The sequence below is a fragment of the Stenotrophomonas chelatiphaga genome, assembly GCF_032054965.1.
In the GTDB taxonomy this organism is placed as follows: Bacteria; Pseudomonadota; Gammaproteobacteria; order Xanthomonadales; family Xanthomonadaceae; genus Stenotrophomonas; species Stenotrophomonas chelatiphaga.
The window spans coordinates 803,327-822,818 of the sequence record NZ_DAMBRS010000001.1; the positions used below are offsets into that span (position 1 = coordinate 803,327).

Annotated in this window: 14 protein-coding genes; 10 read left to right on the plus strand and 4 right to left on the minus strand. The window is 66.7% G+C overall.

The genetic code is table 11. From position 1 onward, the window contains the following. Nucleotides 1-18: 18 nt before the first annotated feature. From RTX79_RS03920 to RTX79_RS03960, 9 genes are all read left to right on the plus strand, one after another. Nucleotides 19-2,202 carry a methyl-accepting chemotaxis protein gene (locus RTX79_RS03920; RefSeq protein WP_312681981.1) on the plus strand — a complete coding sequence of 728 codons (2,184 nt, stop codon included), beginning with the start codon at nt 19-21 and terminating at the stop codon, nt 2,200-2,202. Nucleotides 2,203-2,395: 193 nt separating this feature from the next. Beyond that, nucleotides 2,396-3,175 carry a flagellar brake protein gene (locus RTX79_RS03925; protein WP_057508006.1) on the plus strand — a complete coding sequence of 260 codons (780 nt, stop codon included), beginning with the start codon at nt 2,396-2,398 and terminating at the stop codon, nt 3,173-3,175. Between the two features lie 88 nt (nt 3,176-3,263). Further along, entirely contained in the window at nt 3,264-3,755 is a 492-nt protein-coding gene (locus RTX79_RS03930) for a chemotaxis protein CheW (RefSeq protein ID WP_042611989.1), read from the plus strand. Nucleotides 3,756-3,884: 129 nt separating this feature from the next. Continuing rightward, on the plus strand, nt 3,885-4,265 hold the full coding sequence (locus RTX79_RS03935) for a hypothetical protein (protein WP_057508005.1): 381 nt from the start codon (nt 3,885-3,887) through the stop codon (nt 4,263-4,265). Nucleotides 4,266-4,361: 96 nt separating this feature from the next. Further along, nucleotides 4,362-6,722: a methyl-accepting chemotaxis protein gene (locus RTX79_RS03940; protein WP_312681986.1), complete on the plus strand. Its 2,361-nt coding sequence runs from the start codon at nt 4,362-4,364 to the stop codon at nt 6,720-6,722. A gap of 250 nt (nt 6,723-6,972) precedes the next feature. Continuing rightward, nucleotides 6,973-9,243 (plus strand): methyl-accepting chemotaxis protein, encoded by a 2,271-nt coding sequence (locus RTX79_RS03945; RefSeq protein ID WP_312681988.1) that lies wholly within the window; start codon nt 6,973-6,975, stop codon nt 9,241-9,243. A gap of 55 nt (nt 9,244-9,298) precedes the next feature. Further along, the gene (locus tag RTX79_RS03950; protein ID WP_312681990.1) at nt 9,299-10,171 is read left to right on the plus strand and encodes a CheR family methyltransferase; all 873 of its coding nucleotides are present in this window, start codon (nt 9,299-9,301) and stop codon (nt 10,169-10,171) included. Beyond that, entirely contained in the window at nt 10,168-10,764 is a 597-nt protein-coding gene (cheD, locus tag RTX79_RS03955) for a chemoreceptor glutamine deamidase CheD (RefSeq protein ID WP_312681992.1), read from the plus strand. The genes RTX79_RS03950 and cheD overlap by 4 nt, the downstream gene beginning before the upstream one ends. After that, nucleotides 10,761-11,834: a protein-glutamate methylesterase/protein-glutamine glutaminase gene (locus RTX79_RS03960; RefSeq protein ID WP_057508001.1), complete on the plus strand. Its 1,074-nt coding sequence runs from the start codon at nt 10,761-10,763 to the stop codon at nt 11,832-11,834. The genes cheD and RTX79_RS03960 overlap by 4 nt, the downstream gene beginning before the upstream one ends. A gap of 320 nt (nt 11,835-12,154) precedes the next feature. On the opposite strand, the gene RTX79_RS03965 is transcribed toward RTX79_RS03960, so the two are convergent. From RTX79_RS03965 to RTX79_RS03980, 4 genes are all read right to left on the minus strand, one after another. Further along, nucleotides 12,155-12,430 carry a hypothetical protein gene (locus tag RTX79_RS03965; RefSeq protein WP_312681995.1) on the minus strand — a complete coding sequence of 92 codons (276 nt, stop codon included), beginning with the start codon at nt 12,428-12,430 and terminating at the stop codon, nt 12,155-12,157. 478 nt (nt 12,431-12,908) lie between these two features. Further along, complete coding sequence (gene acnB / locus RTX79_RS03970) at nt 12,909-15,500, minus strand: bifunctional aconitate hydratase 2/2-methylisocitrate dehydratase (RefSeq protein WP_057687520.1); 2,592 nt, start codon at nt 15,498-15,500, stop codon at nt 12,909-12,911. An 80-nt stretch (nt 15,501-15,580) separates the two neighbouring features. Next, nucleotides 15,581-15,979, minus strand: coding sequence for a type II toxin-antitoxin system VapC family toxin (locus RTX79_RS03975; RefSeq protein WP_309685290.1), 399 nt, complete (start codon nt 15,977-15,979; stop codon nt 15,581-15,583). A 7-nt stretch (nt 15,980-15,986) separates the two neighbouring features. Continuing rightward, the gene (locus RTX79_RS03980; RefSeq protein ID WP_057687522.1) at nt 15,987-16,211 is read right to left on the minus strand and encodes an AbrB/MazE/SpoVT family DNA-binding domain-containing protein; all 225 of its coding nucleotides are present in this window, start codon (nt 16,209-16,211) and stop codon (nt 15,987-15,989) included. Nucleotides 16,212-16,442: 231 nt separating this feature from the next. On the opposite strand from RTX79_RS03980, the gene acnA reads away from it, so the two are divergent. Then, on the plus strand, nt 16,443-19,196 hold the full coding sequence (gene acnA / locus RTX79_RS03985; protein WP_312682001.1) for an aconitate hydratase AcnA: 2,754 nt from the start codon (nt 16,443-16,445) through the stop codon (nt 19,194-19,196). Nucleotides 19,197-19,492 lie beyond the last annotated feature (296 nt).

Genomic DNA, 19,492 nt, shown 5'->3' on the forward strand with positions numbered 1-19,492 from the left:
CCAGAAGGAGCATTGCGCATGTCCACCACGCCACGTACCGCTGATTCGTTCGCAGGTCACGAAAAACTTCCCTTCCTGCAGGTCCTGACCGCAGAAGCCGATCGCCTGTTCCTCGGCGTCAGCGCCCTGCTGGCGCTGGTGTCGATGGGGCTGGCGCTGCGCGCCGGTGCCTGGACCCCGTTCCTGGCCATCAGCCTGCCCACCCTGCTGGTGGTCGCCGCGCAGGTACGCCTGCTGCCGGGCACGCGCTTGTCGCGCTGCACCGTCGCGCTGGCCTGGATGGTGCAGGCCGCCACCTTGATCCACCAGACCAGCGGCCTGCTGGAAACCCACTTCACCGTGATCGTGCTGATCGCCCTGCTGCTGTACTACCGCGACTGGCTGCCGCTGGTGGTGGCTGCCGCGGCCATCGCCGTGCACCACGTGCTGTTCTTCTACCTGCAACACCGCGGCCTGCCCTACCCGGTGTTCAGTGCCGGCAGCGGCATCGGCATCCTCGCCCTGCATGCCAGCTACGTCGTGGTGGAAACCGCGCTGCTGTCGGTCATGGCGATCCAGATGCGCCGCCAGCTGCTGCTGCTCGGCCACGACCCGCGGCAACTGGCCGCACTGGCGCGCGGCGTGGCCGCCGACCAGCCGTTGCCCGCCGGCATCCATGCCGAACAGTTCCCGGCCGAATCCCTGGCGCGCACCCTGGTGCAGACCAGTACCCAGCTGTTGCAGCGGCGCCAGCGCGAACAGGCCGCGCTGGCCGACACCCTGCGCATCCGCACCGCATTGGATGACGTCACCACCAACGTGATGATCGCCGACCGCGAGCGCAACATCGTGTTCGTCAACCGTCCGCTGCAGCAGATGCTCTCCGTGGCCGAATCGGACCTGCGCCGGGACCTGCCGCAGTTCGATGCCAGCCAGCTGATCGGCCAGAACATCGACATCTTCCACCGCAACCCGGCCCACCAGGCCAAGCTGCTGGATACGCTGTCCACCACCTACCGCGCACAGATCCGCGTCGGTGGCCGGCTGCTGCGCCTGATCGTCAACCCCATCGTCAGCGACCAGGGCGAGCGCCAGGGCTTCGTGGTGGAATGGGCTGACCGCACGCTTGAAGCCCAGGTCGAAGCCGAGCTTGAACGCATCGTGCAGGCGGCCGCCAACGGTGACTTCAGCGGCCGCGTGGCCTGCGAAGGCAAGGAGGGCTTCTTCCTGCAGCTGGCCCAGCAGCTCAACGCTCTGATGGATGCCAACGCCACCAGCATCGAACAGATTTCCGCACTGCTGTCGGCGCTGTCGCAGGGCGATCTCACCGCACGCATGGAAGGCGATTTCCACGGTGTGTTCGGCCGCATCCGCGACGATGCCAACGCCACCATCGCCCAGCTGACCAGCATCGTCGGCAGCATCCAGGACGCGTCCACCCATATCAATGGCACCGCTGCCGGCCTGGCCCAGGGCAACGGGCACCTTGCCAGCCGGACCGAACAGCAGGCGGCGAGCCTGGAAGAAACCGCCGCCACGATGGAAGAGCTGACCGCCACCGTGCGGCAGAACGCCGAACACGCACGCACCGCCAACCGCGTGGCCAGCGGCGCGGCCGACGTGGCGGCCTCCGGCGGCGAGGTGGTGGGCAACGTAGTCACCACCATGAGCGACATCGAACACGCCTCGCGTCGCATCGCTGAAATCATTTCGGTGATCGACGGCATTTCCTTCCAGACCAACATCCTGGCCTTGAACGCCGCCGTGGAAGCCGCCCGTGCCGGTGAACAGGGCCGTGGCTTCGCGGTGGTCGCCTCCGAAGTGCGCGTACTGGCCCAGCGTTCGGCCGAAGCGGCCAAGCAGATCAAGGGCCTTATCGAAGACTCGGTGGACAAGGTGGCGCACGGTTCGACGCTGGTGCAGCGCGCCGGCTCGACCATGCGCGACATCGTGCAGTCGGTGCAGCAGGTGAACCAGATCATGGCCGAGATCGCCGCGGCATCGCAGGAACAGAGTGCCGGCATCGAACAGGTCAGCCAGAGCATCACCCAGATGGACGCCAACACCCGCCAGAACGCCGCCCTGGTCGAAGCATCGACCGCGGCCACCCATGCCATGGGATCGCAGGCAGCGGGGCTTGCCGAGGCCGTGGCGCGCTTCCGGCTGCACGACGATGGCAGCGAAACCGCCGTGATGCGGCGGCTGCGCGAGCTGGCGGGCTGACCCCAGCCGGTAGTGACGGCCGCTGGCCGTCACCGCCTGGTTGCGCGCACGGCGCGGCGCCACCGATGCAGCCATCCAAGGCGCCCCGCAGCGGGACGCTGCAATGGGGTTCAGGAAAACAGGATCTTGCCGATATGCTGGAATACCACCGTGTCCTACGTCACGGTTTTTCCCGCACTCGAACGCAGAACCGATGTCCGCAGGCAGCCACGATGCAGCACAGGATCACCCCACCGCGCACGACGACAGCGCCGATGAACGCTTCCTGGTGCGAAATCCGCTGCAGATCCGCCAACTGCTCAGGCAGCTGATCGACCAGCGGTCACTGATCAACGCCCACATCGGCGGTCGCGACCAGAGCTTCCCCACCGCGGTGCTGGAACTGGACGAGGACCTGGACCAGCTGCTGCTCGACGGCAGCCCGCAGGAGGCCTCCAACCGTGCCGCCGAAGCGGCCGGCCACCTGCTGTGCTTTGCCCAGCTCGACCGGGTGCTGGTGCGCTTCCGCGTGGACCATATCGAGCGCCTGGACAACGGCCGCCACGTCGCGTTCCGGACCACCCTGCCGGACGAGATGGTGCACCTGCAGCGCCGCGAGATGTACCGCCTGGAGACCCCGATCACCGATTCCCCACAGCTGGTGCTGCCGGCCGCCGACGGTCGCCCGGAACGGCTGGCGATGCGCGTGGTGGACATCAGCGGCGGCGGACTGGCGGTCACCCTGCCCGCGGAGTACGCCGTGTTCGGACTGCAGAAACGCTACGACGCCGAACTGAGCCTGCCCGATGGGCCGGACCTGCAGGTCAGCCTGATCGCCTGCAACGAGCGCCTGCAGAAGCTGCCCAACGGCAGCGAAGTGACGCGCGTGGGACTGCGCTTCGACCGCCTGCCGCGCGGCGGCGACAGCGCCATCCAGCGCTACATCTTCCGCATCGACCGCCAGCGCAGCGCCCGCAAGAACGGCGAGCTGTAACCAGCAGGACAGCGGGATCCTAAAGTCCCGCCCGGATCCGCCGATATCGAGCCTGAGACCGGCAATCACGGCACCCAGGACACCCTCGATGAACGACAAGAACCAGGCCCACGCCGATACCGGCGGCGAGTTCCTCAGCTTCACCCTCGGCGATGAGCACTACGGCGTGGACATCCTCAAGGTGCAGGAGATCCGGGGCTATGACGCGGTCACCCGCGTGCCCGACGCACCCGATTACATCAAGGGCGTGATCAACCTGCGCGGCACCATCGTGCCGGTCATCGACCTGCGCCTGAAGCTGCGCCTGGAGAACGCGCGCTACGACGCCTTCACCGTGATGATCGTGCTGAACGTGGAAGACCGCGTGGTCGGCATCGTGGTGGACAGCGTGTCCGACGTGATCCCGCTGGCCGCCGAGCAGATCCGCCCGACGCCGGAGTTCGGCGCCGCGGTCGATACCCGCTTCATTTCCGGCATCGGCACCCAGGACGACCGGATGCTGATCCTGCTGGACATCGAAACCCTGCTCGACAGCGCCGACATGGGCCAGCCGGCAGTGGCCGAAGAAGCCGCTGCCTGATTGCAGCGGTTCGAAACAAAATCCTTCAGTTCCATCTGCAACGGCCGATAGGGGATTCAAGGACCGCCCGCGACGGAACGCACCAGGCCGGCCACCCGATCCCCATCCCCATTACTGGAGTACCTGTAGATGAAGTCCCTGTTCGCCTTTGCATCGGCCACCCTGCTGGCTGCCACCGCCCTGACCGCCTCCGCCCAGTCGGCCATGATTCCGCCGGAAATGGCCCCGCGCCAGGTCGGCAAGGAAGGCATGGTCTGCGGCAAGGTCGAAAAGGCCCGCTTCGCCGAAGGCTCGGAAGGTTCGCCGACCTTCCTGTACATGGGCGGCGCCTTCCCGCGCCACACCTTCTCGGCCCGCATCGCCGGCGCCAACCGCGGCAAGTTCAGCTTCCCGCTGGAATCGCTGGAAGGCAAGACCGTGTGCGTGATCGGCAAGATCGAGCGCGACGCCTCGCGTGCTGAAATCGAAGTCAGCTCGCCGGCTGGCCTGAAGCTGGCCGACATCAAGTAAGACCGGTTTGTCCTGCCACGCCGGCACGGCCGGCGTGGCTGCTGCACCCGGGCCATGGTGGCCCGGACGCGTCCGCCTTTGGAGAGTGCAACGCCCATGCCCTGGATCAACAACCTCAAACTGATGCCCAAGCTGCTGCTCACCTTCGGTGTGCTGCTGCTGGTGATGCTGCTTCAGGGCATCGTGGCCTACCGTGGCCTGCACTCGCTCAATGACGTGACCACCGACCTGGCCGGCAAGCGGATGGAAAGCATCCGCATGGCAGGCGAAATGCGCGGCATGCTGGGTGAATATCGCAACTCCGCCTACCAGCAGCTGATCCGCGCCAGCGATGACGTCAAGGCCGAAGCACACACCCGCGCCGAAGACCTGCGCAAGCAGCTGGATGCCTCGATCAAAGCCTACCCGGCAACGGTCGACAACCCCCAGCAGAAGGCCCTGTTCGATACCTTCGTCAAGGACTGGAACGGCGCACTCGCCTCCTACGATTCGGTCAGCGAAATGCTGGAACTGCAGCTGCCCGACGACGCCATCGATACGTTCGTCGGTGAGACGCGCACCAAGCACCGCGCTTCGGCCGCTGCACTGGAAACGCTGATCGCCGAAGACAACCGCCTGGCCCGCGCTGCGCGCGAGCAGGCAGAATCCACCTATGCCACCTCCGCCACGCTGATCATCATCGCCCTGCTCGGTGGCGCCGCGCTCGGCTTCGTGCTGGTGTGGCTGTTCGCCCGTGCCCTGGTCGGCAGCGTGCGCGGCGCGGTGAGCGTGGCCAACGAAGTGGCCAGCGGCAAGCTCGACGGCCACATCGACACCTCGCGTTCGGATGAAGTGGGCGACCTGATGCAGGCCATGCAGCGCATGCAGCGCGACCTGCGCGAACGCATCGAACGCGACCAGGCCATCGCCAGCGAGAACCTGCGCATCCGCACCGCGCTGGATTACAGCTCCACCGGTGTGTTCCTCAGCGATGCCAACCAGCAGATCGTCTACGCCAACCGTGCGCTGGCGCAGTCGCTGGTCGAGCATGCCGCCGAAGTGCGCAAGGACCTGCCGGACTTCGACGTCGAAGCGCCGCTGGTCGGCCGCCCGGTCGCCGAACTGGAAGTGGGCGGCAAGGCCGATGCGGCCGTGCTGTCCGAACTGGAGCGCAACGGCGTGGCCCGCCGCGAAGTGCAGTACGGCCAGGCACAGTTCGCCCAGGTCATCTCCACCATCCGCAACGAAGAAGGCGAAACGGTCGGCCACGTGACCGAATGGCGCGACCGCACCCCGGAAGCCGCCGTTGAAGCCGAAGTGGCCCGGGTCATCGCCCGCGCCGCCGCCGGCGACCTCACCGACCGCGTGGACAGCGAAGGCAAGGACGGCTTCTTCCTGCAGCTGGCCAACCAGATCAACGGCCTGCTGGATGCCAACGCATCGAGCATCGACCAGATCTCCCAGCTGCTCAACGCGCTGTCGCGCGGCGACCTGACCGCGCGCATGCACGGCGATTACCAGGGTGTCTTCGCGCAGATGCGAGACGACGCCAATGCGACCGCCGAACAGCTGAGCAGCATCGTCACCCGCATCAAGCATTCCAGCCGCGCCATCAACTCGGCCGCCGGTGAAATCGCCAGCGGCAACAGTGACCTGTCGCGCCGCACCGAGCAGCAGGCGGCGAACCTGGAAGAGACCGCGGCATCGATGGAGGAACTGACCTCCACCGTGCGCCAGAACGCCGAACATGCCCGCCAGGCCAACCAGCTGGCGATCGGCGCGGCCGGCGTGGCCAGCCAGGGTGGCGAGGTGGTCGGCCAGGTGGTCACCACCATGTCGGCCATCCAGACCTCGTCCAAGAAGATCGCCGAGATCATCTCGGTCATCGACGGCATCGCCTTCCAGACCAACATCCTGGCGCTGAACGCTGCGGTGGAAGCCGCACGTGCCGGTGAACAGGGCCGTGGTTTCGCCGTGGTCGCCAGCGAGGTGCGCACGCTGGCACAGCGTTCGGCTGCAGCGGCCAAGGAGATCAAGGGCCTGATCGACGACTCGGTCGGCAAGGTCGCCGATGGTTCGGCACTGGTGCACAAGGCCGGCGCGACCATGGGCGAAATCGTCGCCTCGGTGCAGCGCGTGACCGACATCATGGCCGAGATCTCCGCTGCCTCGCAGGAACAGTCGGCCGGCATCGAGCAGGTCAACCAGACCGTGGTGCAGATGGACGAAACCACCCAGCAGAACGCGGCGCTGGTGGAAGAAGCCACCGCCGCCGCACGCGCCATGGAAGAGCAGGCCGGCCACCTCAGCGAGGCGGTTTCGGTGTTCACCCTGGACGAGGCCGAGCTGCAGCACGACACCCCGGCACCGGCACGTGCGCGTACTGCTGCACCGATTGCCACCCCGTCCGTCCCGCGCCGCCCGGCCAGCCGCCAGCCGGCAACCGAGCTGGCCGATGGAGACTGGCAGGAGTTCTGATTCGTCTGCGTCTTCGGATACGGCCGGGCCTGGTGCCCGGCCTTTTTTTTTGCGCGGTGGCCTACCGCCATCCCGGTAGTGACGGCCGCTGGCCGTCATGCGGCGCACGCTGCCTCCCCCGCCGCTGCGCTCCCCAGGCACGACGTGGCGTTACCGCCTGCATCTTCGGCGCTCAATTGTCCGCCGTCGCGGCCGATAACACGGATGACGCGGCAGATCCGCGCCCCCTTCCCTGTTCTGGTCCCGCTCCATGACGCTCAAGCAACGCTGGCATCGCTACTTCGACAACCTCCCGGTTCGCCGCAAGCTCAACCTGCTCACCGTGCTGATCGCCATCGGCGTCATCGCACTGTCCATCGTCGCTGCGCGCATGCAGTACCTGGACCTGACCGAGACCCGCAAGGAATCGCTGGCGGTGCAGGTGGAACTGGCCGAAGGCGTACTCAGCCATTACCAGAAGCTGGCCGCCAGCGGCGAGCTGACCGAAGAGGCCGCCAAGGCCGCCGCCCTGCAGGCCATCGATGCCATGCGGGCGCAGGACAACGCCTATTACTACAACGTGCTGGACACGAACTATGTGCTGCTGATGCACCCGTTCAAGCCCGAGCGCGTGGGCAGCGTTCAGAAGGACTACACCTCCGTCGACGGCGTGCCGCTGTATTACCTGCAGGTCGGCATGGCGCGCATCGGCGGCGGCTACACCTACTACCAGACCAACAAGCCCGGCGCGGACAAGCCGATCGACAAGGTCACCTACGCGCACATGTTCGCGCCCTGGCAGTGGGTGGTCACCAGCGGTGTCTACATGGACGACGTGCAGGCGCAGGCGTGGACCTTCACCCTGATCATGGCGCTGACCGGCGGCATCGTCGTGCTGGTCGTGCTGGCCCTGAGCTGGGTGATCGGCAGCCGCATCGCCACCCCGCTGCGCAAGGCCACGCTGGTGGCCGAAGGCATCGCCGCCGGCAAGCTGGACAACGCCATCGGCGAACAGCCGCATGACGAACCCGGCCGCCTGCTGCACAGCATGGGCCGCATGCAGGACCAGCTGCACGCGGTGATCGGCGGCCAGCGCGAGATGGCGCGCCGCCACGAAGCCGGCGAGCTGGCCTACCGCATCGACGCAAGCAGCGTGCCCGGCGAATACGGGCAGATGGTGCGTGAAACCAACACGCTGGTCGGCAGCCACGTGCAGACCCTGCATGACGTGCTGGCGGTGGTGCAGCAGTACGCCATCGGCGACCTGCGCGCCGATATCGCCCGTTACCCCGGCGACAAGGCCGCCATCACCACCACCGTGGATGCGGTGAAGGCCAACCTGGGCCGCATCAACGCGGAGATCAAGCGCCTGGCGGCCTCGGCTGCGGCCGGCGACTTCAGCCAGCGCGGCGATGCGGCGTCGTTCGAACACGATTTCCGCGCAATGGTGGAAAACCTCAACGCGATGATGGCCGTCAGCGATGACAACCTCGGCAAGTTGTCCGCGCTGCTGTCGGCCATCGCCGAAGGCAACCTGACCGCGCGCATGCACGGCGAGTTCCAGGGCGTGTTCGCGCGCATGCGTGACGATGCCAACGCCACGGTCATCCAGCTGACCCGGATCGTCGGCCAGATCCAGGGCGCGACCAGCAGCATCACCCTGGCGGCCGGTGAAATCGCCAGCGGCAACAATGACCTGTCGCGTCGTACCGAACAGCAGGCGGCGAACCTGGAAGAAACCGCCGCCTCGATGGAGGAACTGACCTCCACCGTGCGCCAGAACGCCGAGCACGCGCGCCAGGCCAACCAGCTGGCGATCGGTGCGGCCGGCGTGGCCTCGCAGGGGGGCGAGGTGGTCGGCCAGGTGGTCACCACCATGACCTCCATCGAAGCGTCGTCGAAGAAGATCGCCGACATCATCTCGGTGATCGACGGCATCGCGTTCCAGACCAACATCCTGGCGCTGAACGCCGCGGTGGAAGCCGCGCGCGCGGGCGAACAGGGCCGCGGTTTCGCCGTGGTCGCCAGCGAAGTACGCACCCTCGCGCAGCGTTCGGCGGCGGCCGCCAAGGAGATCAAGGGACTGATCGACGCGTCGGTCGAAACGGTCGCCGATGGCTCGGCGCTGGTGCACCAGGCCGGGGCCACCATGGGCGAGATCGTCGCCTCGGTACAGCGCGTGACCGACATCATGGCCGAGATCTCGGCCGCGTCGCAGGAGCAGTCCGCCGGCATCGAACAGGTCAACCAGACCGTGGTGCAGATGGACGAAACCACCCAGCAGAACGCCGCACTGGTGGAAGAAGCCACCGCCGCGGCGCGTGCGATGGAAGAACAGGCAACCCAGCTTGCCGATGCCGTGGCGATCTTCCGCCTGGACAACCAGGTGGACGCCGCCGTACGTGCGGTCGCCGCCCGCGTCGAGCGTCCGGTGATCGTGGCGGCGAGCCCCGCGCGCACCCCGGCACGTGCAGCGGCGCGTCCAGCCCCCACCCCGCGCGTGCTGCAGACGCCGGACGACGGCAACTGGCAGGAATTCTGATCCGCAACGGCGCGGGCACCTCCCCGCGCCTTCGTACCCGCACTGGACACCCCCCGTGACCCTGCCTGCCTCCCCGATCATCCGCACCGACACCCGCGAGTTCGACTTCGCCGACCGCGACTTCCGCCGCGTCTGCGAACTTATCCACCAACGCGCCGGCATCGCTCTGGCACCGGCCAAGCGGGACATGGTGTACGGACGCCTGTCGCGGCGCCTGCGTGCGCTGGGCATGCGCAGTTTCCAGCAGTACCTGGACCACCTGGAAAACGGCGGCGATGACGAGTGGCAGGCCTTCACCAACGCGCTGACCACCAACCTCACCGCGTTCTTCCGCGAGCCGCACCACTTCGAAAAACTGCGCGAGGAGCTCAAGGCACGTGCCGCCACCGCCACCAGCGCCAACCCGCTGCTGTTGTGGTCATGCGCGGCGTCCACCGGTGAAGAGCCCTACTCCATCGCGATCACCGCCTGCGAAGCCTTCGGCACGCTGAAGCCGCCGGTGCGCATCGTTGCCACCGACGTGGATACCCAGGTGCTGGCCACCGCCGCACGCGGGGTCTACGCGATCGACCGCGTGGCGGGATTGGACCCGGACATGAAACGCCGCTACTTCCAGCGCGGCACCGGACCCAACGACGGCCAGTGCCGGGTGGTGCCCGCACTGCGTGAACTGATCGACTATCGCCCGCTCAACCTGCTCGCACCGCGCTTCGACATCGGCGGCCCGTTCACTGCCCTGTTCTGCCGCAACGTGATGATCTATTTCGACAAGCCGACCCAGCGCGACATCCTCGGCCGGCTCGTCCGCCACCTGGCCGACGACGGCATGCTCTACACCGGGCACTCCGAGAACTACCTGCATGCCGCCGACCTGATCCAGCCGTGCGGCCGGACCCTGTACCGTCGCGCACCGGGAGCACCGACGTGAGTGCCGCCCTGCGCGAAGACGATGTCATGCGCTACTACGACAGCCGCTTCAAGGTCACCGCCGCCAAGCTGCTGCCCACCCAGTACCTGGTGGTGCACGATGACACCGCGCTGACCACCATCCTCGGTTCCTGCGTGGCGGCCTGCCTGCGCGACCCGGTGCTGCGCATCGGCGGCATGAACCACTTCCTGCTGCCGGAAGGCAATGTCGGCGACGGCGCGCCCGCGCGCTACGGCAGCTACGCGATGGAACTGCTGATCAACGACCTGCTCAAGCGCGGCGCCAACCGCAAGCGCCTGGAAGCCAAGGTGTTCGGCGGCGCCAACGTGCTGAAGGGCTTCACCAGCAACCCGGTGGGTACGCGCAACGCCGAATTCGTGCGCCAGTACCTGCAGGCCGAGCACATTCCCATCGTCGCCGAGGATCTGTGCGGGATCCATCCGCGCAAGATCTGGTTCTTCGCCGACAGCGGCCGCGTGGTGGTCAACCGCCTGCCGCATGCACACGAAGCCGAAGTGGCCGCGACCGAATCGGCCGTGCGTGCCCGCCTGTCCAAAGCCCCGGTCACCGGCGGCGTGGAGCTGTTCGAATGAGCCTGGAACAACCCTGTCGCGTACTGATCGTGGACGATTCGGCCGTGGTGCGGCAGATCCTCAGCGAGATCCTGGCCAGCGATCCCGGCATCGAAGTGGTCGGCACCGCCGCCGACCCGCTGCTGGCCCGCGAGAAGATCAAACGGCTGGCACCGGACGTGATCACGCTGGACGTGGAAATGCCGCGGATGGATGGCCTGGCCTTCCTGGAAAACCTGATGCGCCTGCATCCGCTGCCGGTGGTGATGATTTCATCGCTGACCGAGCGCGGCGCCGACACCACGCTGCAGGCGCTGGCACTGGGCGCGGTGGATTTCGTGTCGAAGCCGAAACTGGATGTGACGCGCGGCCTGCAGGGCTATGCCGATGAAATCATCGAGAAGGTGAAGACCGCCGCGCGCTCACGCGTGCGCGCACTGGTGCGCGCGCCGGTGGCAGCCAAGGTCACGCTGGCATCGCCGGCCGCACCGATCGCGCCGCGGCCCTCGCAGTTCCGCACCACCGACCGCCTGATCGCCATCGGCGCTTCGGCTGGCGGTACCGAAGCGCTGCGCGTGGTCCTGGAAGGCCTGCCCGCCGATGCGCCCGCCGTGGTGATGACCCAGCACCTGCCAGCGACCTTCAGCACGGCATTCGCCGAGCGCCTGGACCGTCATTCGGCGATGGCCGTGCGCGAAGCCAGCGATGGCGAAGCGGTGCTGCCGGGCCACGCCTACCTGCCACCGGGTGGCAAGCACCTGCGGGTGATCCGCGATGGTGCGCGCTGGCGCTGCCGGATCGACGACGGCCCGCCGGTGAACCGGCACAAGCCGGCGGTGGACGTGCTGTTCCAGTCGGTGGCGCAGAGTGCCGGCGCCAATGCGATCGGGGTGATCCTGACCGGCATGGGCGATGACGGTGCGCGCGGGCTGCTGCAGCTGCGCCAGGCCGGCGCCCCGACGCTGGTGCAGGACGAGGCCACGTCGGTGGTATGGGGCATGCCCGGCGCCGCGTTCAAGCTCGGCGCGGCCGAAGAGCAGCTGCCGCTGGAGAAGATCGCCGAGCGCCTGCTGGCACTGTCGCGCGCATGACCGGGTAGTGACGGCCGCTGGCCGTCAACGTCAACGTCAACGTCAACGTCAAACGCTGCAGGATCGAGGGCGGGGCGGGACGGCAGTGCAGGACACGCCGTGAACCCGTCCGTGGGGGCTCGCTGTTCGCATCCATGCGAACAGACGGTCCTGCACTGCCATCCCGCCCCGCCTTGGACAGGTCCATGGTCACGACCGGGTAGCGGAATGGTAGTGACGGCCGCTGGCCGTCAAACGCGGGCCATCGTCGCTCTGGTGGGTGACGACCGTTGGTCGTCACGCTCCTGCCTTCCGCTGCGCTCGCCGAGCACGGCTCGGCGCTACCGGGTCTCCACGCGCAGTTGCATTCCAAACGCCTGCAGCACGCGCACCAGGGTGGACAACGGCAGGTCGCGCGCGTTGCGGAACTGCCGGCGGAAGGTGGCGTTGCTCATGCCACAACTACGCGCGACACCGCTGATCCCGCGCTGCTCGACCAGCAGCAACAGCGCCGCCACCAGGCAATCGGCATCCACCGGCGTGGCACGCAATCGTGCATTGAGCGCATCCATGACGACCGCATCGTTGCACGGCGGAGCTGCGGATTCGATATCCATCGGTAGACCTCCCATTGCATGAAAGCCGCCCGCGCTTGAGCGCAAGGCGGCGGGCGATGCGGGTTGCCGTACCGGATTACGCTCTCAAAACCGGCGGATCCAAGGATCCCCACACATCACCCGCCATAGGATTGGCAGGGCAATGCATTGTCCGCCACGCCAGAGGGCGCAACAGAGCTGTTTGAGAGCGTTTTCCAGGACGGCAATCCCGGCTGGTGCGATTTCGCCCCAGCACGTCCAGCGTGGACAGTCGACGACGCACCGTACATGGGCCAAGTTGTAATTGAAGTGCGCAATGCACGTCAGCCTCGCGCGAGCCAGCGTAAAGCGTGACGACCCATGGTCATCACCCGCCCGGCCCCACCCAGTTGCCGCTCCCAAGCCCCACCCCAGACAGAAAAACCCCCCTGGCTCACACCAGAGGGGTTTCGGATCTCACGAGCTGCCGACCAAGGTCGGCACTACAAGAACAGAGAGATCAGGCGGCGACCGGCTTGCCGGCTTCCTGATACTCCTCGATCTGATCGAAGTTCATGTAACGGTAGATCTCCGCACCGCTGGCTTCCAGCACGCCCACGTCCGCCATGTACTCTTCCTTGGTCGGAATACGGCCCAGGCGCGAGCAGATCGCCGCCAGCTCCGCCGAACCCAGGTACACGTTCGAGTTGCGGCCCAGGCGGTTCGGGAAGTTGCGGGTCGAGGTCGAGAACACCGTCGCGCCCTCGCGCACCTGCGCCTGGTTGCCCATGCACAGCGAGCAGCCCGGCATTTCCATGCGTGCACCGGCGCTGCCGAAGGTGCCGTAGTGGCCCTCGCGGGTCAGCTCGGAGGCATCCATCTTGGTCGGCGGAGCGACCCACAGCTTGGTCGGGATGTCACGCTTGCCTTCCAGCAGCTTGGCCGCCGCACGGAAGTGACCGATGTTGGTCATGCACGAACCGATGAACACTTCATCGATCTTGGCACCGGCCACCTCGGACAGCATCTTGACGTCATCCGGATCGTTCGGGCACGCCACGATCGGCTCGTGGATGTCGGCCAGGTCGATCTCGATCACCGCCGCGTACTCGGCATCGGCATCCGGTGCCAGCAGCTGCGGATCGGCCAGCCATTCCTTCATCTTGTCGATGCGACGCTGCAGCGAACGCGGATCCTGGTACCCCTCGGCAATCATCCACTGCAGCAGGGTGATGTTGCTGGTCAGGTATTCAATGATCGGCGCCTTGTCCAGGTGCACCGAGCAACCGGCAGCGGAACGCTCGGCCGAGGCATCGGACAGCTCGAACGCCTGTTCCACCTTCAGGTCCGGCAGGCCTTCGATTTCCAGGATGCGACCGGAGAAGATGTTCTTCTTGCCGGCCTTGGCCACGGTCAGCAGGCCGGCCTTGATCGCGTACAGCGGGATCGCGTTGACCAGGTCGCGCAGGGTCACGCCGGGCTGCATCTTGCCCTTGAAGCGCACCAGCACCGATTCCGGCATGTCCAGCGGCATCACGCCGGTGGCAGCAGCGAAGGCCACCAGGCCCGAGCCGGCCGGGAACGAAATACCCACCGGGAAGCGGGTGTGCGAGTCACCGCCGGTGCCGACCGTGTCCGGCAGCAGCATGCGGTTGAGCCAGCTGTGGATCACGCCGTCGCCCGGGCGCAGCGAGATGCCGCCACGGGTGGAGATGAACTCCGGCAGTGTGTGATGGGTCTTGACGTCGACCGGCTTCGGGTAGGCCGCGGTGTGGCAGAACGACTGCATCACCAGGTCGGCCGAGAAGCCCAGGCAGGCCAGGTCCTTCAGTTCGTCACGGGTCATCGGACCGGTGGTGTCCTGCGAACCGACCGAGGTCATCTTCGGTTCGCAGTAGGTCCCCGGGCGCATGCCCTGGCCTTCCGGCAGGCCACAGGCGCGGCCGACCATCTTCTGCGCCAGCGAGAAGCCCTTGCCGGTGTCGGCCGGCTGCACCGGCAGGCGGAACAGGTCGGTGACCGGCATGCCCAACGCTTCGCGCGCCTTGGCGGTCAGGCCACGGCCAACGATCAGCGGAATGCGGCCACCGGCGCGCACTTCGTCGAACAGCACGTCCGACTTGACCTGGAATTCGGCGATCACTTCGCCGTTCTTCAGCGCCTTGCCGTCGTACGGACGCAGCTCGATGACATCGCCGTGCTCCATCTGGGTGACGTCCAGCTCGATCGGCAGCGCGCCGGCATCTTCCATGGTGTTGTAGAAGATCGGGGCGATCTTCGAACCCAGGCAGACACCACCGAAACGCTTGTTCGGGATGAACGGAATGTCTTCGCCGGTGAACCACAGCACGCTGTTGGTGGCCGACTTGCGCGAGGAACCGGTACCGACCACGTCGCCCACGTACGCGACCAGGTGGCCCTTGTCCTTCAGCGACAGGATTTCCTGGATCGGGCCGCGCTTGCCATCTTCTTCCGGCACGAACGCCGCGTCGGGACGCTTGTTCTTCAGCATCGCCAGGGCGTGCAGCGGGATGTCCGGGCGGGTGGTGGCATCCGGTGCCGGCGACAGGTCGTCGGTGTTGGTTTCGCCCGGCACCTTGAACACGGTCAGGGTCATGCTCTGGGCCACTTCCGGACGGCTGGTGAACCATTCGGCGTCGGCCCAGCTCTGCAGCACGGACTGGGCGTTGGCGTTGCCGGCCTTGGCCTTTTCCTGCACATCGTGGAAGGCATCGAACACCAGCAGGGTGTTCTTCAGCGCGGCCGCGGCGATGCTGCCAACGGTGGCGTCATCCAGCAGCTGGACCAGCGGGGCGACGTTGTAACCGCCGAGCATGGTGCCCAGCAGTTCGGTGGCGCGCTCGCGGCTGATCAGCGGGTTCTGCTCGCTGCCGAAGGCGATGGCGGCCAGGTAGGAGGCCTTGACCTTGGCGGCGTCATCGACGCCGGCCGGCACGCGGTGGGTCAGCAGGTCGAGCAGGAACTCGGCTTCGCCGGCGGGCGGGTTCTTCAGCAGTTCAATGACATCGGCCGTCTGCTGCGCGGTCAGCGGCAGGGGCGGGATGCCAAGCGCAGCGCGCTCGGCGACGTGGTGGCGGTAGGCTTCCAACATGACAACTCCCGGGTAATGCGGTGAATAAAACGGTTGGATGAAGCAATGAAAACAGGGCTACGTCGGGGTCACTTCGCGGTTCAGGCCTGCGGCACGATCAGCTTCAGGCCTTTGAAGTAATCCCGGTAAAACGTGTCGTTCCAGGTGATCAGGCCATCGCACTGCAGCAGCGCGTGGGCACCGACCATGAAGCCGTCCAGGCTGCGGCGCTGGTTGCCGCGCTGGCGGTGGCGGCGTTGCATCTCACCGGCGCGCAGGGCCGATTTGGCTTCCAGTGCGTTGAAATGCACGCCCATTTCTTCCAGCGCCTCCAGCACCTCGGCCCCGCCGCGCAGCGCGGCGCAGACTTCGGCCAGGGTCGCCCCGCAGACCACCACGCGGCCGCCCACCAGGCTCTGCCGCAGGCAGGCCTCCACGGCATCGGCCTGCGGGCCGTTGCTGAGCAGTTCGATCAGGACCGGGGAATCAACGGCGATCATGGCCGGCTTACTGCTCGTCACGGACGGCCTTCACAGCCGCATCGGTGGAGTCGAAGCCATCCAGTGCGAACTTGCCGCGGGCGCGCGAGATGGCGTCGTCCACGCTCTTGCGCAGGATGATCCGGCCGCCTTCCAGTTCCACGGTCAGCTGGGTGCCCTTGGTCAGGCCCAGCGCATCGCGGACCGCCTTGGGCAAGGTGATCTGGCCGCGTTCAGCTACGGTGGCTTCCATGGGTAGGCCCTCTTCGGTATGTACGAATTATACATACTTTTCAAAAAGGGGACGGAGGGAATTAAGGCGTTGTGAGCCCGGCGGGGGTCGAAAACGACTTAATTCCCTCCGTCCCCTTTTTGGGAAGTGCTGACATGGGCGCTACATCTGAATGTGTAAGATTTCCAGCTGAGCAAGCAGGCGCGCCCGGTGCGCGGCCGTTGCAAGCCATCAGCAAAGGAGCCATCCGCAATGAGTGATTCGTTCTCCACGCGCAGCCAGCTGGACGTAGGCGGCAAGCGCTACGATTACTTCAGCCTGCCCAAGCTGGGCCAGCGCTTCGATATTTCCCACCTGCCCTATTCGATGAAGATCCTGCTGGAGAACCTGCTCCGGCATGAGGATGGCGGGGTCACCGTGGGCAAGGACCACATCGAAGCGGTAGCGACCTGGGACCCGAAGGCCGAACCGGAAATCGAGATCGCCTTCATGCCCGCGCGCGTGGTGCTGCAGGACTTCACCGGCGTGCCCTGCGTGGTCGACCTGGCGGCGATGCGCGATGCGGTGGTCAAGCTCGGCGGCAGCCCGGAGCAGATCAACCCGCAGATCCCCTCCGAGCTGGTCATCGACCATTCGGTGCAGGTGGACGTGTTCGGCAAGCCCGAAGCGCTGGATCTCAACGGCAAGATCGAATTCCAGCGCAACCAGGAACGCTACGGCTTCCTGCGCTGGGGCCAGAAGGCGTTCGACAACTTCAAGGTGGTGCCGCCCAATACCGGCATCGTCCACCAGGTGAACCTGGAAAACCTGGCCCGCGTGGTGATGGCCGTTGACAAGGACGGTACCCAGGTCGCCTACCCGGATACGGTGTTCGGCACCGACAGCCACACCACCATGATCAACGGTATCGGCGTGCTGGGCTGGGGCGTGGGCGGCATCGAGGCCGAAGCGGCGATGCTCGGCCAGCCCTCGTCGATGCTGATCCCGCAGGTCGTCGGCTTCAAGCTGACCGGCCAGATGCCCGAAGGGGCCACCGCCACCGACCTGGTGCTGACCGTCACCCAGATGCTGCGCAGGCACGGCGTGGTCGGCAAGTTCGTCGAGTTCTTCGGCGAAGGCCTGCAGCACCTGCCGCTGGCCGACCGCGCGACGATCGGCAACATGGCGCCCGAGTATGGCGCGACCTGCGGCATCTTCCCGATCGATCACGAATCGCTGAACTACCTGCGCCTGTCCGGTCGCCCGGAAGAGCAGATCGCGCTGGTGGAAGCCTATGCCAAGGCGCAGGGCCTGTGGCACGACGCCGATACCGCGCACGCCCAGTACAGCGCCACGCTGGAACTGGACATGGGCACGGTCAAGCCGTCGCTGGCCGGCCCCAAGCGACCGCAGGACCGCGTGCTGCTGGAAGACGTGCAGGCCAACTACCGCGAAGCGCTGGTCGGGCTGACCACCAACCGCGACAAGAAGGACGTGGACGTCTCCACCTTCGTCAACGAAGGCGGCGGCACGGCGGTCGGCAACGAACAGCTGGCCAAGGGCCAGGCCGACGTGGAACTGGACGGCAAGGCGTTCCGGCTGAAGGATGGCGCGGTGGTGATCGCGGCCATCACCTCCTGTACCAACACCTCCAATCCGGCGGTGATGATCGGTGCCGGCCTGCTGGCCCGCAATGCCGCCGCGCGCGGTCTCAACCGCCAGCCGTGGGTGAAGACCTCGCTCGGCCCGGGTTCGCGGGTGGTCACCGATTACCTGTCCAAGGCCGGCGTGCTGACCGAACTGGAGAAGCTCGGCTTCTACGTGGTGGGCTATGGCTGCACCACCTGCATCGGCAACTCCGGCCCGCTGCCGGCTGAAGTCAGCGCCGGCATCGCGCTGGGTGACCTGGTGGTGACCTCGGTGTTGTCGGGCAACCGCAACTTCGAAGGCCGGGTGCACCCGGAAGTGAAGATGAACTACCTGGCCAGCCCGCCGCTGGTGGTGGCCTATGCGATCGCCGGCACCACCGACATCGACCTGACGACCGAACCGCTGGGCACCGGCAGCGATGGCCAGCCGGTGTACCTGCGTGACATCTGGCCGAGCAACAAGGAAATCGGCGATGTCATCGCCGCGACCCTGGGGCCGGAGATGTTCAAGCAGAACTACGCCGACGTGTTCAAGGGCGATTCGCGCTGGAACACCATCGCCTCGCCCGATGGCGACCTGTACGAATGGGACGACGGCTCCACCTACATCAAGAATCCGCCCTACTTCGATGGCATGACGATGCAGGTCGGCAGCATCGACGATGTGCACGGGGCACGGGTGATGGGCCTGTTCGGTGATTCGATCACCACCGACCATATCTCCCCGGCCGGCAACATCAAGAAGGAATCGCCTGCGGGCCGCTTCCTGCAGGAGCGCGGCGTGCAGCCGGCGGATTTCAACAGCTACGGCAGCCGTCGTGGCAATGATGACGTGATGGTCCGCGGCACCTTCGCCAACATCCGCATCAAGAACCTGATGTTCGGCGGCGAAGAAGGCGGCAACACGCTGTATTACCCGGCCAGCGGTGGCGAGCCGGAGAAGCTGGCGATCTACGACGCGGCGATCAAGTACAAGGCCGACGGCGTGCCGCTGGTGGTGCTGGCCGGCAAGGAATACGGCACCGGTTCGTCGCGCGACTGGGCCGCCAAGGGCACCTTGCTGCTGGGGGTCAAGGCGGTCATCGCCGAAAGCTTCGAGCGCATCCACCGCTCCAACCTGGTCGGCATGGGCGTGCTGCCGCTGCAGTTCCGCAACGGCGAGAACGCCCAGTCGCTGGGCCTGGACGGATCAGAAGTGTTCGACATCACCGGGCTGAAGGATGGCGCGAGCAAGCGCGCGACGGTGGCGGCGAAGAAAGCCGATGGCACGGTTGTCACGTTCGAGGCGTCGGTGATGCTGCTGACGCCGAAGGAAGTGGAGTATTTCCGCCACGGTGGGTTGCTGCAGTACGTGCTGCGGCAGTTGGCGGGACGCTGAGGGTTCGGGGCCTGCTCGAACGGGCTGGGCCCCCTCGCGGCTGGTGGGCTGGTTTCCGGGGTTGGCGCCGGGTGGGTGGAGGCTGCGGGGGACGGCAAATGCCGCTCCTGCGGGCCTCGTTTCGCGCCATCCATGGCGCTCAACGCCCCCGCAGCCTCCACCCACCCGTCGCCCTGACGGTTTCCGGTGGCCATCAGCCGCGTATGAAAAAGAAAAAAGGCGGTGACGGGCGATGCCCGTCACCGCCTTTGCTTTAGCTCCCGCCCCCACCCTCCGCTGGCGCAGCGATGCCGGCC

What these genes read in the sequence shown, in the direction of transcription:
- RTX79_RS03940 (WP_312681986.1), top strand. Translation starts at nt 4,362, where the DNA reads ATGCCCTGGATCAACAACCTCAAACTGATGCCCAAGCTGCTGCTCACC.
- RTX79_RS03920 (WP_312681981.1), top strand. Translation starts at nt 19, where the DNA reads ATGTCCACCACGCCACGTACCGCTGATTCGTTCGCAGGTCACGAAAAA.
- RTX79_RS03925 (WP_057508006.1), top strand. Translation starts at nt 2,396, where the DNA reads ATGTCCGCAGGCAGCCACGATGCAGCACAGGATCACCCCACCGCGCAC.
- RTX79_RS03975 (WP_309685290.1), bottom strand. Translation starts at nt 15,979, where the DNA reads ATGATCGCCGTTGATTCCCCGGTCCTGATCGAACTGCTCAGCAACGGC.
- RTX79_RS03965 (WP_312681995.1), bottom strand. Translation starts at nt 12,430, where the DNA reads ATGGATATCGAATCCGCAGCTCCGCCGTGCAACGATGCGGTCGTCATG.
- RTX79_RS03960 (WP_057508001.1), top strand. Translation starts at nt 10,761, where the DNA reads ATGAGCCTGGAACAACCCTGTCGCGTACTGATCGTGGACGATTCGGCC.
- RTX79_RS03930 (WP_042611989.1), top strand. Translation starts at nt 3,264, where the DNA reads ATGAACGACAAGAACCAGGCCCACGCCGATACCGGCGGCGAGTTCCTC.
- RTX79_RS03945 (WP_312681988.1), top strand. Translation starts at nt 6,973, where the DNA reads ATGACGCTCAAGCAACGCTGGCATCGCTACTTCGACAACCTCCCGGTT.
- RTX79_RS03980 (WP_057687522.1), bottom strand. Translation starts at nt 16,211, where the DNA reads ATGGAAGCCACCGTAGCTGAACGCGGCCAGATCACCTTGCCCAAGGCG.
- RTX79_RS03935 (WP_057508005.1), top strand. Translation starts at nt 3,885, where the DNA reads ATGAAGTCCCTGTTCGCCTTTGCATCGGCCACCCTGCTGGCTGCCACC.
- acnA (WP_312682001.1), top strand. Translation starts at nt 16,443, where the DNA reads ATGAGTGATTCGTTCTCCACGCGCAGCCAGCTGGACGTAGGCGGCAAG.
- acnB (WP_057687520.1), bottom strand. Translation starts at nt 15,500, where the DNA reads ATGTTGGAAGCCTACCGCCACCACGTCGCCGAGCGCGCTGCGCTTGGC.